The 14,716-nt window shown below is 69.5% G+C and carries 12 protein-coding genes and 1 pseudogene; 4 read left to right on the top strand and 9 right to left on the bottom strand.

The features are described from left to right. Positions 1-8 precede the first annotated feature (8 nt). Both MW290_RS23085 and MW290_RS23090 read left to right on the top strand, forming a co-directional pair. A complete protein-coding gene (locus MW290_RS23085; protein ID WP_250199991.1) occupies positions 9-1,463 on the top strand; it encodes an ABC transporter permease in 1,455 nt (484 codons plus the stop codon). 1 nt (position 1,464) lies between these two features. Then, positions 1,465-3,354 carry an ABC transporter ATP-binding protein gene (locus MW290_RS23090; protein WP_250199992.1) on the top strand — a complete coding sequence of 630 codons (1,890 nt, stop codon included), beginning with the start codon at positions 1,465-1,467 and terminating at the stop codon, positions 3,352-3,354. A gap of 516 nt (positions 3,355-3,870) precedes the next feature. Here the strand turns inward: MW290_RS23090 and MW290_RS23095 are convergent. After that, positions 3,871-4,107, bottom strand: a complete 237-nt coding sequence (locus MW290_RS23095) for a hypothetical protein (RefSeq protein ID WP_250199993.1) — start codon at positions 4,105-4,107, stop codon at positions 3,871-3,873. Between the two features lie 15 nt (positions 4,108-4,122). On the opposite strand from MW290_RS23095, the gene MW290_RS23100 reads away from it, so the two are divergent. Then, positions 4,123-6,798 carry a TonB-dependent receptor domain-containing protein gene (locus MW290_RS23100; RefSeq protein WP_250199994.1) on the top strand — a complete coding sequence of 892 codons (2,676 nt, stop codon included), beginning with the start codon at positions 4,123-4,125 and terminating at the stop codon, positions 6,796-6,798. A gap of 66 nt (positions 6,799-6,864) precedes the next feature. Here MW290_RS23100 and MW290_RS23105 read toward each other — a convergent pair whose 3' ends face one another. From MW290_RS23105 to MW290_RS23140, 8 genes and pseudogenes are all read right to left on the bottom strand, one after another. Next, complete coding sequence (locus MW290_RS23105; protein WP_250199995.1) at positions 6,865-8,004, bottom strand: aspartyl/asparaginyl beta-hydroxylase domain-containing protein; 1,140 nt, start codon at positions 8,002-8,004, stop codon at positions 6,865-6,867. A 2-nt stretch (positions 8,005-8,006) separates the two neighbouring features. Continuing rightward, positions 8,007-8,765, bottom strand: a complete 759-nt coding sequence (locus tag MW290_RS23110) for a 3-hydroxyacyl-CoA dehydrogenase (RefSeq protein WP_250199996.1) — start codon at positions 8,763-8,765, stop codon at positions 8,007-8,009. Positions 8,766-8,858: 93 nt separating this feature from the next. Beyond that, positions 8,859-9,512, bottom strand: a complete 654-nt coding sequence (gene adk / locus MW290_RS23115; RefSeq protein ID WP_250199997.1) for an adenylate kinase — start codon at positions 9,510-9,512, stop codon at positions 8,859-8,861. Between the two features lie 167 nt (positions 9,513-9,679). Further along, entirely contained in the window at positions 9,680-10,450 is a 771-nt protein-coding gene (kdsB, locus tag MW290_RS23120) for a 3-deoxy-manno-octulosonate cytidylyltransferase (protein ID WP_375142967.1), read from the bottom strand. After that, positions 10,446-10,628, bottom strand: coding sequence for a Trm112 family protein (locus MW290_RS23125; RefSeq protein ID WP_250199999.1), 183 nt, complete (start codon positions 10,626-10,628; stop codon positions 10,446-10,448). The genes kdsB and MW290_RS23125 overlap by 5 nt, the downstream gene beginning before the upstream one ends. Then, positions 10,625-11,677: a tetraacyldisaccharide 4'-kinase gene (gene lpxK / locus MW290_RS23130; protein WP_250200000.1), complete on the bottom strand. Its 1,053-nt coding sequence runs from the start codon at positions 11,675-11,677 to the stop codon at positions 10,625-10,627. Before lpxK ends, MW290_RS23125 begins: the two co-directional genes overlap by 4 nt. A gap of 144 nt (positions 11,678-11,821) precedes the next feature. After that, positions 11,822-12,250, bottom strand: a pseudogene (locus MW290_RS23135) (ExbD/TolR family protein); the annotation flags it as partial. Further along, entirely contained in the window at positions 12,247-12,879 is a 633-nt protein-coding gene (locus MW290_RS23140) for a MotA/TolQ/ExbB proton channel family protein (RefSeq protein ID WP_250200001.1), read from the bottom strand. The pseudogene MW290_RS23135 and the gene MW290_RS23140, both read right to left, overlap by 4 nt. Before the next feature lie 407 nt (positions 12,880-13,286). On the opposite strand from MW290_RS23140, the gene xseA reads away from it, so the two are divergent. After that, positions 13,287-14,681, top strand: a complete 1,395-nt coding sequence (xseA, locus tag MW290_RS23145; RefSeq protein WP_250200002.1) for an exodeoxyribonuclease VII large subunit — start codon at positions 13,287-13,289, stop codon at positions 14,679-14,681. The last annotated feature ends 35 nt before the right edge of the window (positions 14,682-14,716 follow it).

Below are 14,716 nucleotides of genomic sequence, written 5' to 3' on the forward strand. Positions count from 1 at the left end.
GTCCTGCCATGCCCAAGTTCGTACTGCTCTGGACCGACGCCACCATCTGGCTGCTGCTGGCGGCGTTGCTCATCTATGGCGTGACGGTGGTGCGCAAGCCCGCGCTGTCGGCCAACTGGCGCAAGGTGTTCCGCGATCCCGCGGCGCTGGCGTCTTCGCTCATCCTGCTGCTGTGCCTGGGCATCACCCTGGTCGACAGCATCCACTACCGGCCGCTGCTGCCGCCCGCGCCGGGCGTGGCCAATGCCGCGCCGGCCTACGACGCACGCACCCGCTCGCTGCTCGACGCGATGATGTGGGACCTGGTGCAGTCGCGCGAGTCCACCTATTCGCACCCGCTGGCCACCGTCAGCTGGAACCGTGAGTCGGTCGAGGTCAACGGCCAGCTGCAGCGCGTGGCCCCGCGACTGCAGTTCGGCGGTGCGCATCTGCAAGACCCCGAACGCGACTACGCCGGCGACATCGCCTGGCGCGTCGGCGTCGGCCTGGTGGCCGGCGCGGTGGTGGCAGCGCTGCTGTCGGCGCTGCTGGTGGCGCTGATCGCCCGCGCGCGCGGAGTGAGCTTCGGCCACGCGCTGGACGCCATCCGCCACCGGGAAGGGCAGGTGCCCTGGCATGCACTGCTGATCATGCTGTGGGTGCTGGCGCTGGTGGTCGGCCCCAGCACCGTGCTGTCCGGCCCCTACCACCTGCTGGGCACCGACCGCACCGGCAACGACGTGCTGTACCAGGCGATGAAGAGCATCCGCACCGCCTTCGTCATCGGTACGCTGGCCACCGTGGCCACGCTGCCGCTGGCCGTCACGCTGGGCATCATGGCCGGCTACTTCAAGGGCTGGGTCGACGAGCTGATCCAGTACCTGTACACCGTGCTCAGCTCGGTGCCCAATGTGCTGCTGATCGCCGCCTGCGTGCTGATGGTGCAGGTGTTCCTCGACAAGCACCCCGAGCTGTTCGAGACCGGGGCGGAACGCGCCGACCTCAAGCTCTTCCTGCTGTGCGTGGTGCTGGGCGTGACCGGCTGGGCGGGCCTGTGCCGGCTGCTGCGCGGCGAGACGCTGAAGCTGCGCGAGCTGGAATACGTGCAGGCGGCCAATGCCTTCGGCGTGGGTCATGCGCGCATCATGCTGCGCCACATCTTCCCGAATGTGGCCCACCTGATGCTGATCGTGACGGTGCTGGAGTTCTCGGCGCTGATCCTCTACGAGGCCGTGCTCAGCTACGTGGGCGTGGGCGTCGATCCGTCGATGAACAGCTTCGGCGGCATGATCAACCTGGCCCGCTCCGAGATGAGCCGCGACCCGGTGGTGTGGTGGTCCTTCGCCGCGGCCTTCGGCTTCATGGTCACCCTGGTGCTGGCCGCCAACCTGTTCGCCGATGGCGTGCGCGATGCCTTCGATCCGCGCGCCCGTACCTTCCGTGCCCGCGTGCTGCGGCGCCAAAGCAAGACGCAAGGGGCCTGACGTGCTGCGCATCGACAACCTCAAGGTCGAACTCGACAGCGAAGCCGGCCTGGTCAAGGCCATCGACGGCCTCGACCTCGCCATCCGCCGCGGCGAGACCTTTGCCTTGGTGGGCGAATCGGGCTGCGGCAAGAGCATGACCGCGCTCGCGCTGATGCGCCTGTTGCCCGACAACGGCACCGTGGCCCAGGGCCGCGTGCTGCTGGACGACGAAGACCGCCACGGCCAGACCGACGTGCTGAGCCTGCCCGAAGCGCGCATGCGCAGCGTGCGCGGCGGCCGCATCGGCATGATCTTCCAGGAGCCTTCCACCAGCCTGAACCCGGTGATGAAGGTGGGCCAGCAGATCGTGGAAGCGATCGAAGCGCATACCGCGCTGCGTGGTGAGGCGGCACGCGCCAAGGCCATCGAGTGGCTGCGCCGCGTGGGCATCCCCGAGCCCGAGCGCCGTATCGACGAGTATCCGTTCCGCATGAGCGGCGGCCAGAAGCAGCGCGTGATGATCGCGATGACGCTGGCCACCGAGCCCGACTTCGTGGTGGCCGACGAACCCACGACCGCGCTGGACGTCACCATCCAGAAGCAGATCCTCGACCTGCTGCGCGACCTGCAGCGCGAGCAGGGCATGGGCCTGTTGCTGATCACGCACGACTTGGCCGTGGTGTCGGGAATGGCACACCGTGTGGCGCTGATGTATGCGGGCCAGATCATCGAGGTGGCCGAAGCCGCCGAGTTCTTCGCCCATCCGCGCCACCCCTATGCCCGCGCGCTGCTGAAGGCGCTGCCCGATGCGCAGCGGCGCAACCAGCCGCTGGCCGCCATCGCCGGCACCGTGCCGCCGCTGACCACGCACTTCACCGGCTGCCGCTTCGCGCCGCGCTGCGAGCGGCGCATGCCGCACTGCGACAGCACGCTGCCCGAGCTGGTGGACACCTCGGCGGACGGCCAGAGCCCGCACCCGGTGCGCTGCCTGCTGTATGTGGACGACGGCCGTGCTGCCGCCGCGCCCGCCGAGTCGGCACCGCCGCCGCTGCCGGCGCGGGCAGCGACCGTCGCTTTCGCCGACCAGGCGGTGGGCGCGCCGCTGCTGCAAGTCAGTGACCTGAAGGTACGCTTCCCCATCCGCAAGGGGGCGCTGCAGCGCGTGGCCGGTTACTTCAACGCGGTGGACGGCGTGAGCTTCCAGGTAGGCGCCGGCCGCACGCTGGCGCTGGTGGGCGAGTCGGGCTGCGGCAAGACCACCACCGGCAAGGCCATCGTGCAGCTGCTGCGCACGCAGGCCCGCATCGAAGGCCGTGCGCTGCTGGACGGCAGCAACCTGTTCGAGCTGAACGGCGACGCGCTGCGCGCCGCCCGCCAGCAGATCCAGATCATCTTCCAGGACCCGTTCGCTTCGCTGAACCCACGCATGCGCGTCTATGACGTGCTGGAAGAGGGCCTGATCTCGCTGCGCACCGAAATGGACGCCGGCGCACGAAAGCAGCGCATCGAAGCCCTGACCGACCAGGTCGGCCTGCGCCGCGAGGCGCTGCAGCGCTACCCGCACGAGTTTTCCGGCGGCCAACGCCAACGCATCGCCATCGCCCGCGCGCTGGCGGTGCAGCCGCGCCTGATCGTCTGCGACGAACCCACTTCGGCGCTCGACGTTTCGGTGCAGGCGCAGGTCCTGAACCTGCTCAAGCAGCTGCAGCGCGAGCTGGGCATCAGCTACCTGTTCATCACCCACAACATCGGGGTGGTGGAGTACATCGCCGACGAAGTGGCGGTGATGCAGCGCGGCCGCATCGTCGAGCAGGGCACATCGGCGCAGGTTTTGAGCGCGCCGCGCGAGGCTTACACGCAGACCTTGTTGGCGGCGGTGCCGCGGTTGATTGGCGCTCCCTCGGCCTAGTCAATAGCCCGTTGCACTTAACCAACGGACACGCTGGATTTACATAGGGACTAGCCCGACCCTGCTGTTACGTTCTGCCCACCTGGCAGAAGTATTGCTTAACATTAAAACTCGCCTGATCAAGCTTTGGTCACACGCCCTTAACCCGGACGTGCAGCAGGCGGGGAGGAAATGTTCATGAGCAATCAACACAGCAGGGGAGCGGGTTTTGGACCAATTGGCACGCAGTACTGCCGGAGCGGGCGTGAGTGCGCTCGCCGCACAGAGCAGACGCAGCCACGTCGCTGGCCATGTTCAGGGCTGGGCACCGCGCCGGGCGCCGTTTGAATTTCGCGGCTCGCCCATCTTTTCAGAAGTCGACGGGTTTGATCCACCGCATGCGCAACCCCGCACGGCGTGATCTGGCGGCCCGAGCCTCCCGGCCACCGAATGCTGAATGCCGCGCGCTGGTACCACCGGCGTGCTGCGTATCGAGCGTTTGATGCGCCGCATCCTCGATTCAATTCTTGACCTGATTCAGTGCACGGCAATCCGCCGGGCATGAGTGCCAAGGCCTTCCCGGCTTTGGGCTGTGTCATCGCAATTGCCACCGGCGTCATAAGCGCCCAGCAATGACACTATTTGTAGGTGGCTGGACACCTTGACCTGAACATAAGGAGTTTGCACATGTTTAAAAAGACGCAGTTGTTGTCCAGCATACTGCTCGCCTTTGGCGGCGCGGTGGGCCCTATGGCGAGTTTGGCTGTCGCTCAAGAAGCCACGCAACGCGTGGAAGTGACCGGTTCCGCGATTCGCCGCATCGACGCCGAATCATCCCTGCCGGTGCAGGTGCTCAAGCGTGAAGACATCGAGCGCACCGGCGCCACTTCCACGGTCGACCTGCTGCGCCGCCTGCCGGCCGTGCAGGGTTCCACCGGTGAGTCGGCTTCCGTGGGCGGCAGCACCTACGGTTTTTCGGGTGTTTCGATTCACAACGTGGGTGAAACCCGCACCCTGGTGCTGTTGAACGGTCACCGCCTGGCACTGTTCGGAGGCCAGACCCTGACCGGCTTCGCCGCCGGCATGGACCTGAACGCGCTGCCGGTCTCGGCCATCGAGCGCGTCGAAATCCTGACCGACGGTGCCTCGGCCCTGTACGGCGCCGACGCCATCGCCGGCGTGGTGAACTTCATCACCAAGCGCGACACCACTGCGGGTGAAGTGAACATCGGCTTCTCGCGCCCCGACGGCGGCGCCCACGAGAAGCGCGCGAGCATCACCAAGGGCTTTGGCTCGCTCGCCGACGACGGCTACAACGTGGTGTTCACGCTGGCGCGCGACGAGCGCACCGCATTGCGGTCTACCGATCGCGATTTCGCGTCGTCCGGCAAGGTGCTGTTCTCGAACGGGGGCAAGAACTATCGCTTCCAGCAGTACTCCGCCAGCACCATTCCGGGCAACGTCAGCAACGACGCCGGCAACCTGATCAACCCGTACCTGATCGCCAACGGCCAGTGCGCGCCGCAGAGCTTCCGGGTGACGGACGGCGCCGACGACTTCTGCGGCTTCGACTTCGTCAGCACGCTGGAAATCTACCCAGTGCGTGACCGTGAAAGCGCCTTTGTCTCGGGCACCAAGCAACTGGGCAACCACCAGCTGTTCGCCGACGTGCTGTGGTCGCGCACCAAGCAGACCTCGCGCATTGCGCCCGTGCCGGGCGGCATCTCCATCCCGGCGGGCAGCGCGCTGGCTCAGAAGTACCTGGAGCCCCTGGGCATCACGGAAGACAGCACCGCCTTCTATCGCCTGTACGACCTGGGCGCACGTGCCAGCAAGGACGAAGTCAACTTCTACGACATCGCACTGGGCAGCAAGGGCACCATCAGCAAGTGGGACTACGAGGCCACCTACACCCGCTCGCAAAGCCGCGCCAAGTCCAACATCTCGGGCTATCCGGGTGCACTGGCACTGGCCAAGCTGCGCGCCAGCGGCCTGCTGGACCCGTTCGTGCTGCCGGGTCAGCAGACGGCCGAGGCCACCCAGGCCATCCAGGGCGTGAACTACAACGGCTACTGGGACGGCGGCAAGTCGCAGCTGGACACCGTGCAGGTGCGTGGCTCCACGCAGCTGTGGGACCTGCCGGGCGGCCCGATGGGTCTGGCCGTCGGCGCGAACTTCAACAAGGAGAAGTTCACCAACCAGCCCAGCCTGTTCGCGCAGGGTCGCCTGGCTGACCCGGTCGCCGGCGTGCTGTGCGACGAGAACGATCCGGCGCTGGCCTGCGATCAGCGCTTCGGCGACGCCGCGGCCAAGGTGCCGTACTCGGCCAGCCGCAAGTCGTGGGGTCTGTTCAGCGAAGTGTCGCTGCCGGTGGCCAAGCAGCTGGAGCTGACGGCCGCGGTGCGCTACGACCACTTCTCCGACTTCGGCCGTGCCACCACCGCCAAGGCTGCGTTCCGCTGGAACCCGACGCCGCAGGTGCTGGTGCGCGGCTCGGTGGGCAGTGGCTTCCACGCCCCGACGGTGCCGCAGGTCAAGGCTTCTCCGGAGTCGTATGGCGTGACCAGCGGCAAGTACAACTGCGCCAACTCGCCCGAGCTTGCGCAGCAGGCTGCCGCGCAGGGCGCCGAATGCCGCCCGGGCTCGCAGCAGTACGACGTCGTGGCCGGTGGGAATCCCAACCTGAAGCCCGAGAAGTCGCGCCAGGCCACCCTGGGCATCGTGGTCGAGCCTATCCGTCAGCTGTCGGTCGGCGTCGACTACTGGTTCGTCGGCATCCGCGACTCGTTCGGCCAGCTGGCCGAGCAGACCGTGTTCGCCAACCCCAACCAGTACGCAGGCGCGTGGACCTCGCAGGTGGACGTGGGCACCGGCAAGCGCTATCTCGCCTTCAACCAGGGCAACCTGAACCTGGGCAAGGAGTACTACTCGGGCATCGACTTCAACATCCAGCACCGGGCCAAGACGCCCGTGGGTGACCTGAACACGAGCGCCACCGCCACCTACATGCTGCGTCAGAAGCAGCAGCTGGAGCCGAACGGCACGTACTACTCGCCGATCGGCGTCAACAGCGACGACCTGGGCACGGTGTCGTTCCGTTGGCAAGGCCGCATCCAGTCGACCCTGAAGGCGGGCGCCTGGGACCACACGCTGGGGATGAACTTCAAGACCGGCTACAAGGACCAGACGACCACGGTGGAAGTGCTCGACGCCGCCGGCAACGTCACCGGCACCGAGGACATCCGCCTGCGCGTCAAGCGCTACTACACCTTCGACTGGCAGTCGGCCTGGACCTTCCGCAAGGACATGACCCTGACGCTGGGCCTGCTGAACATCTTCGACCGCGATCCGCCGTTCACGCTGTCGACCTCCGGCACCAACAAGGGCCAGCAGTTCGGCTACGACGACCGCTACTACGACCCGCGCGGCCGCACGCTGTACGGCAACTTCACCTACCGCTTCTGACGCCTTCGGGCGCCAAAGCAAAAGCCCGCCGACCGGCGGGCTTTTTTGTGAGCGACGGCCGGGCGCTCAGCCGCGCTGGCCGTATTTGAGCTGGCCCACCCGCTCGATGAAGCGGGTGATGGCCACGCGTTCCACCTCGGTGAGGTGCGGGTTCCAGCAGTCCATCAGCAGGATCACCCGCGTGCTCGATGAGTGGTTCCAGGCCTCGTGCAGGTAGGTGTCGTCGAACATCACCAGCTCGCCTTCGCGCCAGACGTGGGGGGCGAAGCCCTCTAGATGCAGCGCGCAGCTGTCGGGCACCACCAGCGGCAGGTGCATCACCAGGCGGGTGTTGGTCACGCCCCTGTGCGGCAGGATGGTGGAGCCGGGCCGCAGCGCGGAGAAGAGGATCTCAGGCGCCTGACCCGGGATGCGGCACAGGTCGATGGATTCCAGCGCCGCGCTGGTGCGCGGGCAGCGCGCATGGTGCTCGTCGAAGCGCCGGCCGCGGCGGTAGAAGAAGTAGGCGTCCCACGCAGCATCGGGCGAGTCGCCCGCCACGTAGTTGTCCATGCGGTCGTTGGGCTGCAGTTCGACGAAAGGCCGGAAGTCGCCCGACGCCTGCTGCAGCATCTCCAGCGCCTCGGCGCGGATCTCGGGAAAAGCATCGGCCAGCTGTCGTGCCCAGGGGTGCAGCATCGGATCGTCGAAGGGCAGATCGGGCAGGCCTGGGAAGTAGAAGAACTTGGGCCGCTGCATCGGGTGCTCGGGCAGTTGCTCCACTTCCTTCAGGTACACGCGGATGGCGTGGTCCATGCGCGCGAGGGCCTGCGCGCCGAACTCCTGGCGCAGGCCGTCCATCGCGCCGAGGAACAGCTCGCGCCGGCCCAGGCGCACGCGCTGGATGGCCTGGCCCACCAGCGGCAGCAGGGCGGCGGGCGTGGTGGCTTCGCTGGTCCACAGGCCGGCGCCCTGGGCGCGTGTGACGGCCTGAAAGTGCGCGGTGAGCGCCTCTTGCGGCTGCCCCAGCCGGTCCAGCAGATGCCCCAGCCATAGCCAGGCGACGTGTGCGCCCGGCGTGGCCTGCACCAGGCACTGCAGCGCCTGGACCGCGGCCTGGGGCTGGTCCTGCTGCCACAGGGCGAGAGCGTCGTCGATGGCGCTGTCGAGCGCCCGGGGGGGGTCGGTGGGCGAGCGGCCCGCCGACAACGACTGCGAGCCGCCCATCTTCACTTCGGCGCCAGCCGAATCGCCCCGTCCAGCCGGATCACCTCACCGTTGAGCATCTCGTTGGTGATGATGGCCTGCACCAGCTTGGCGTAGTCCTGCGGGGTGCCCAGGCGGGAGGGGAAGGGCACGCCGGCGGCCAGGGCGTCCTGCACTTCCTGGGGCATCGAGAACAGCATCGGCGTGCCGAAGATGCCCGGCGCGATGGTCATGTTGCGGATGCCGTTGCGGGCCAGGTCGCGGGCGATGGGCAGGGTCATGCCCACCACGCCGCCCTTGCTGGCCGAATAGGCCGCCTGGCCGATCTGGCCGTCGTAGGCGGCCACGCTGGCGGTGCTGATCAGCACGCCGCGTTCGCCGGTGGCTTCGGGCTCGTTGCGGGCCATGGCTTCGGCGGCCAGGCGGATCATGTTGAAGCTGCCGATCAGGTTGACCGTGATCACCTTGGTGTACAGCGCCAGCGCATGCGCGCCGTCCTTGCCCACGGTCTTGGCTGCCGGCGCGATGCCCGCGCAGTTGACCAGGCCCATCAGCTTGCCCAGCGAGGTGGCCTGGGCCACCACGGCCTGGCCGTCGGCTTCCTGGCTGACATCGCATTTCACGAAGGCGCCGCCCAGCTCCTGTGCCAGGGCCGCGCCCTTGTCGGCCTGCAGGTCGGCGATGACGACCTTGCCGCCTTCGGCGGCCAGCATGCGTGCCGTGCCTTCGCCCAGGCCCGACGCGCCGCCGGTGACGATGAAGACCTTGCCTGCGATGTCCATGCGTGAGTACTCCTGAAATGACAACCTGGGATGAAAAACGCCGCCCGCAGGCGGCATTCGGTGGCGTGGCGGGTGCGGCCCCGAAAGGGTCGGTCAGCCCAGCGCCTGCAGCGCGCGGGCGGTGATCTCGTCCACGCTGCCGGTGCCGCTGATGCGGCGGTAGCGCGGCGCCTGGGCGTCACCGGTGGCGGCCCATTGCGAGTAGTAGTCCACCAGCGGGCGGGTCTGGCTCTGGTAGACCTCCAGCCGCTTCTTGACGGTCTCTTCCTTGTCGTCCTCGCGCTGGATCAGGTCCTCGCCGGTCACGTCGTCCTTGCCGGCCACCTTGGGCGGGTTGTACTTGACGTGGTAGGTGCGGCCCGAAGGCTGGTGCGTGCGGCGGCCGCTCATGCGCTCGATGATGGCCTCGTGCGGCACGTCGATCTCGAGCACGGCGTCGATCTTGACGCCTGCGGCGCGCATGGCTTCGGCCTGCGGGATGGTGCGCGGGAAGCCGTCGAACAGGAAGCCCTTGGCGCAGTCGGGCTGGGCGATGCGTTCCTTGACGAGGGCGATGATGAGGTCGTCGCTGACGAGGCCACCCGAGTCCATCACCTTCTTGGCCTCCACACCCAGCGGGGTGCCTGCCTTGACCGCTGCTCGCAGCATGTCACCGGTGGAGACCTGCGGGATGCCGTACTTCTGGCAGAGGAAGGTGGCTTGGGTTCCTTTGCCGGCACCCGGCGCCCCCAGCAGGATCAGTCTCATCGGTGTCCTCGTATTAACGATGTTTTATGTCTGTGGCTGCAGGGGACCTGAATCTCCGACCCCCTCGCATGGATGGTGGAAGATACCACGCGCTCCCCTGCGCGAAACTGACGTGCCCCGGGCTGCACCCCGGGGGAAACGTGAGGCGGCGTGGGGCCGCCCAGGCCTTATGACTGTGCGACCAGCGCCCTGACGCGGGCCAGGTCTTCGGGCGTGTCCACACCCGCGGCGGGCACCTCGTGGCTGACGTGCACCGCGATGCGTTCGCCATGCCACAGCACCCGCAGCTGCTCCAGCGCCTCGATGCCCTCCAGCGGCGAAGCCGCCAGCTGCGGAAAGCCGCGCAGGAAGCCGGCGCGGTAGCCGTACAGGCCCACATGGCGCATCGCCGGTGGCTGGGGCAGGGCAGGCTGGCCCGCCTGGCTGCCATCGCGCCACCAGGGCAGCGGCGCACGGCTGAAGTACAGCGCGCGGCCCTGCGCATCCAGCACCACCTTCACCACGTTGGGGTTGGCCAGGTCGGCCACGGTGTCGATGGGATGGGCCACGGTGCTCATCACGCAGTCGGGCCGCTGCAGCAGCTGTTGCACGCAGGCGGTGATCAGCGCGGGGTCGATCAAGGGCTCGTCGCCCTGCACGTTGACCACCACGTCGTCGCCCTGCAAGCCCAGCAATTCGCAGGCTTCGGCCAGGCGGTCGCTGCCGCTGGCGTGGTCGGTGCGGGTGAGCAGGGCGCGCACGCCGTGAGCTTCGCAGGCCTGCACGATCTCGGCATCGTCGGCGGCCACCACCACCTGCTGCGCACCGGCCAGCGCCGCACGCTGCGCCACCCGCACCACCATCGGCAGGCCGCCGATGTCGGCCAGCGGCTTGCGCGGCAGCCGGGTCGAGGCCAGCCGCGCCGGAATCAGCACCGAAAAGCGCATGCCGCGATCAATCCAGGTTGCGGGCTTCGCCCTCGAGCATCACCGGCAGGCCATCGCGGATCGGGAAGGCCAAGCGGTCGGCGCGGCAGGCCAGCTCGGTGGGCTGGCCGGCGTCGTCACGCAGCATTTCCAGCGGGCCCTTGCAAACGGGGCACACCAGCAGGTCGATCAGGCGATGGTCGAGCGTCATGGGGCGGTAGGTGGCTGGGGCAGCAGGTGCTGCAGGGCCGCGGCAAAGCCGGGCGGAAGGCGGAAGTCTAGCGTGGCGACCCACACGCGCTGGCCGGGCGGCAGCCGGGCGGGTGCCAGCTTCACCGCGTCCTTTTCGGTCACCAGCACGTCGGGCGTGGCGGCCGGCCAGGGCAGGGGGTCGAGGTCGTCATGGTCGGGCAGCGGCAGCCGGTCGAACACCAGGCCGGCTGCTGCCAGCATGCCGAAAAAGCGCTCCGGCGCGGCAATGCCGGCGGCCGCCAGCAGCGGCCGGCCCTGCAGGCTCAGCAGCGGTTGCGTGGCCGGCGCGCCGGCCCACCAGTCGGCCAGCGGCGTGAGGCCCGACAGGCCGCGCTGCGCCACATGGCCGGGCAGCGGCGTGCTGGGAGCAGGCGCGTTGTACAGCACCACGGTGCGCGGCGGCAGCACCGTCGGCAAGGGCTCGCGCAGCGGGCCGGCGGGCAGCAGCAGGCCGTTGCCGGCGCCGCGCTCGTCGAACACCACCACCTGCACGTCGCGCGGCAGCCGATGGTGCTGAAGCCCGTCGTCCGACACCACGATGTTCACGGCCGGATGGGCGCGGCGCAGCGCCTGCAGCACCGCCAGCCGGTCGCTGCCCACCCACACCGGCACGCCGGCGCGCAGGCGGATCAGCAGCGGCTCGTCGCCGGTCGATCGGGCCGGCTGGCCGGGCTGCACCTCGGCGATGCCGTCGCCGCCCTGGCGGCCATAGCCGCGCGAGATGACCGCGGGCGTCCAGCCCGCCTCACGCAGCCAGCGCACCAGCGCGATGACGCTGGGTGTCTTGCCCGCGCCGCCGGCGATCAGGTTGCCCACCACCACCACCGGCACGTCGGCCACGCCGGGCTTGCTGCGGCGGCGGTGGGCCGCCGCCAGCGCGGCATACAGCCAGGACAGCGGCTGCAGCAGCCGGGCGCCTGCGCTCGGCCGCGGCTGCCACCACTGGCGCTGCAGCCAGCCGGCCAGCCCTGCGGCTGCGGCGGATGGAGGAGGAGCGGGGGATGCCATCGGGCGCGCTGCGGCTCAGCGCGGGGGTGCGGGCGCGGCTGTCGGCGCGGGTGTCGGCACTGTGGCCGGGTCCGCGGCCGGTGCGGGCGATGCGGCAGCACCGCCGTCCACGGCTGCAGCGGCACCGCCACTGGCCACCGCCGCGGCACCCGGCCCCGACTGCGCCGCGAAGGTCACGCGCGGCAGCCCGAGGCGCCGCGCCGCGTCCAGCACGTTGATGACCGACTGGTGGGCTGCCGTGGCGTCGGCCGAGACCACCACCACCGGCCCCGGCGGCGGCGCACGCAGGCCGGCGGCGGCGCTGCCCATGGCGGCGGCCAGCGGCTCGAGCCCGCGGCCGGCCACCGCCTGGCCGTTGACCGCATAGCGCCCATCGGCCGCCACCGACACCAGCAGCTCGGCCGGCTTCTCGCGCATCGGCTCGGCCTGGGCCACCGGCAGGTTGACCTGCAGCTCGGTGAAGCGTGCGTAGGTGGTGGACAGCATCAGGAAGATGAGCACCACCAGCAGCACGTCGATGAACGGGATCAGGTTGATGTCCGGCTCATCGCGCCGGGGGCGGCGGAAGTTCATGCCGGCGCGCGCACCGCAAAACGCATCAGGTGCGGCACCAGGCGCTCGGCCGCCTGTTCCAGCTCCAGCGCATACCCGTCCACCCGGCCGCGGAAGTAGCGGTGGAACATCAGCGCCGGGATGGCCACGATGAGGCCGAAGGCGGTGTTGTAGAGCGCGATGGAGATGCCGTGCGCCATCTGCACCGGGTTGCCGGTGGCGCCCGGGGCCTGGGCGCCGAAGATCTCGATCATGCCCACCACCGTGCCCAGCAGCCCCAGCAACGGCGCCGCGGTGGCGATGGTGCCCAGCGCGTTGAGGTAGCGCTCCAGCCGGTGCAGCACCACGCGGCCGGTGCCTTCCAGCGACTGGCGCAGGGCCTCTTCGCTGATGCGCGGCTCGGCGATCACGCTGCGCAGGCCGGCGGCCAGCACCTGGCCCAGGGCCGAGTTGCCGGCCAGCTTCTGCACCACGTCCGGCCCCGGCAGGTTGGAGCGGGTGAGTGTGAGCACTTCGTCCAGCAGCCGCGGTGGCGCCACGCGGGCCGTCCGCAGGCTGGAGAAGCGTTCGATGACCAGGGCCAGCGCCACCACGGAGCAGGCCAGCAACGGCCAGATGGGCCAACCCGCGGCTTGTATGATCGAAAACACGCTGTATTCCAGGGATTGCGCCAGCGCCACTGCGGTGCCAGCCGTCCAACGAGGCGCGATTATGGGGCCATGTTCAGGCGCCCCTGGCGGCGCCCGGCGCCCGCGGCCACGGGTGGTTCACGCGTTTGTGTTCGCTCACTTGGCAGGTGCTCTCCACAGCATGGGCTTGACAAGCCGGCAATCCACGGCTCCTGTGGATAACTTTGTGGGCAACCATGTTGAGTTCATCGCAAACGCGCGAAATCATTGGCTCCGCGCTAGATTGCTGCAATTTTAGGCACGGATTTTTCCTTGAAAATTAAGCACTTAGACGAAAATGACAGCCTGGTGACGGGCTGCGCGATGCACCGCCCCGGGGCATGCGGCACTGTGGAGTTCTCGCAGGGCGCCCCCCGGGCGGTGGCCCGATGAGCAGCCCGTACGGCGCCGCACCGGGCCGCCAGATCTGGGGCGTCGCGCCGCTGCTGCTGGCCGCGGGCGATGCGCTGGCGGCGCGTTTCGGCGCGGTTTCGGTTCGCGGCGAACTCAGCGGCTACACCCGCGCAGCCAGCGGCCATTGCTACTTCACGTTGAAGGACAGCGACGGTGCCGCGGGCGCACTGCGCTGCGCGATGTTCCGCCGCGCCGCGGCGCTGCTGGACTTTCAGCCGCGCGACGGCCAGCAGGTGGAGCTGCGCGGCCGTCTGGCGGTGTACGAGGCGCGCGGCGAGCTGCAGCTGGTGGTCGAGTCGATGCAGCAGGTGGGCGCCGGCTCGTTGTACGAGCAGTTCTTGCGGCTCAAGGCCAAGCTCGAGGCCCAAGGTCTCTTCAGCGCCGAGCGCAAGCGGCCGCTGCCGGCCTACCCGCAGCGGGTGGGCGTGGTCACGTCGCTGGGGGCGGCGGCGCTGCACGACGTGCTCACCGCGCTGCAGCGGCGGGCGCCGCATGTGCAGGTGGTCGTGTACCCCAGCCTGGTGCAGGGGCCGGAGGCGCCGGCCTCGCTGGTGGCCGCGCTCACCCGCGCCGCCCAGCGCCAGGAAGTGGACACGCTGATCCTGTGCCGCGGCGGCGGCTCGCTCGAAGACTTGTGGGCCTTCAACGACGAGCGCGTGGTGCGGGCGGTGGCCGATTCACCGATACCGCTGGTGTGCGGCGTGGGGCATGAAACCGACGTGTCGCTGTGCGACTTCGCGGCCGACCTGCGGGCGCCCACGCCCACCGCCGCAGCCGAGCTGGTGTCGCCGGCGCGGGCCGACTCGCTGGACCGCCTGGCCACGCTGGCCCACCGGCTGCAGACGCTGGTGCACCGCCGGCTGGACAGCCAGGCCCAGCACCTGGACCGCCGCGCGATGCAGCTGGCACGGCCGGCGCAGGCACTGGCCCGCCATGGCCAACGGCTGCAGCAGCTGGACCACCGCCGCCAGCAGGCCTTGCGGCAGGCCTTGCAGCAGGCCACGCTGGGCCAGCAGCAGGCGGCCTCGCGCCTGCACCGCGCACTGGCACAACAGCTGGGCCGTGCCCAGGGCCGCTTGCAGCAACTGGCCGAGCGCCTGCCGCGGGCGCCGCATGCGCCGCTGGCCCGTGCCGACGGCCGGCTGCAGAACCTGGCCGGCCGGCTGCATGCGCTGGACCCGGGCCGGGTGCTGCAGCGGGGCTATGCCTGGGTCACCGGCGAGGACGGCCAGGCCATCACATCGGCCACCGCAGTGCAGCCGGGCTCGCGCATTGCCGCAGTGTTCGCGGATGGCCGCGCCGACGCGGTGGTGCAGTCCGTGCACCCCCAGGTCCCGGTGGCCGGGCCTTCTCCCGACGCCGCTGTGTGACATGCACCCTTGACGTCGAATGACGCCAGGGCGCT

This window comes from Aquincola tertiaricarbonis, from assembly GCF_023573145.1.
Taxonomy (GTDB): domain Bacteria; phylum Pseudomonadota; class Gammaproteobacteria; order Burkholderiales; family Burkholderiaceae_C; genus Aquincola; species Aquincola tertiaricarbonis_B.

Bases quoted from the DNA above. Each gene is read 5' to 3' on its own strand.
- MW290_RS23110 (WP_250199996.1), bottom strand. From the start codon at position 8,765: ATGGACATCGCAGGCAAGGTCTTCATCGTCACCGGCGGCGCGTCGGGC.
- xseA (WP_250200002.1), top strand. From the start codon at position 13,287: ATGAGCAGCCCGTACGGCGCCGCACCGGGCCGCCAGATCTGGGGCGTC.
- adk (WP_250199997.1), bottom strand. From the start codon at position 9,512: ATGAGACTGATCCTGCTGGGGGCGCCGGGTGCCGGCAAAGGAACCCAA.
- lpxK (WP_250200000.1), bottom strand. From the start codon at position 11,677: ATGGCATCCCCCGCTCCTCCTCCATCCGCCGCAGCCGCAGGGCTGGCC.
- MW290_RS23085 (WP_250199991.1), top strand. From the start codon at position 9: ATGCCCAAGTTCGTACTGCTCTGGACCGACGCCACCATCTGGCTGCTG.
- MW290_RS23105 (WP_250199995.1), bottom strand. From the start codon at position 8,004: ATGGGCGGCTCGCAGTCGTTGTCGGCGGGCCGCTCGCCCACCGACCCC.
- MW290_RS23125 (WP_250199999.1), bottom strand. From the start codon at position 10,628: ATGACGCTCGACCATCGCCTGATCGACCTGCTGGTGTGCCCCGTTTGC.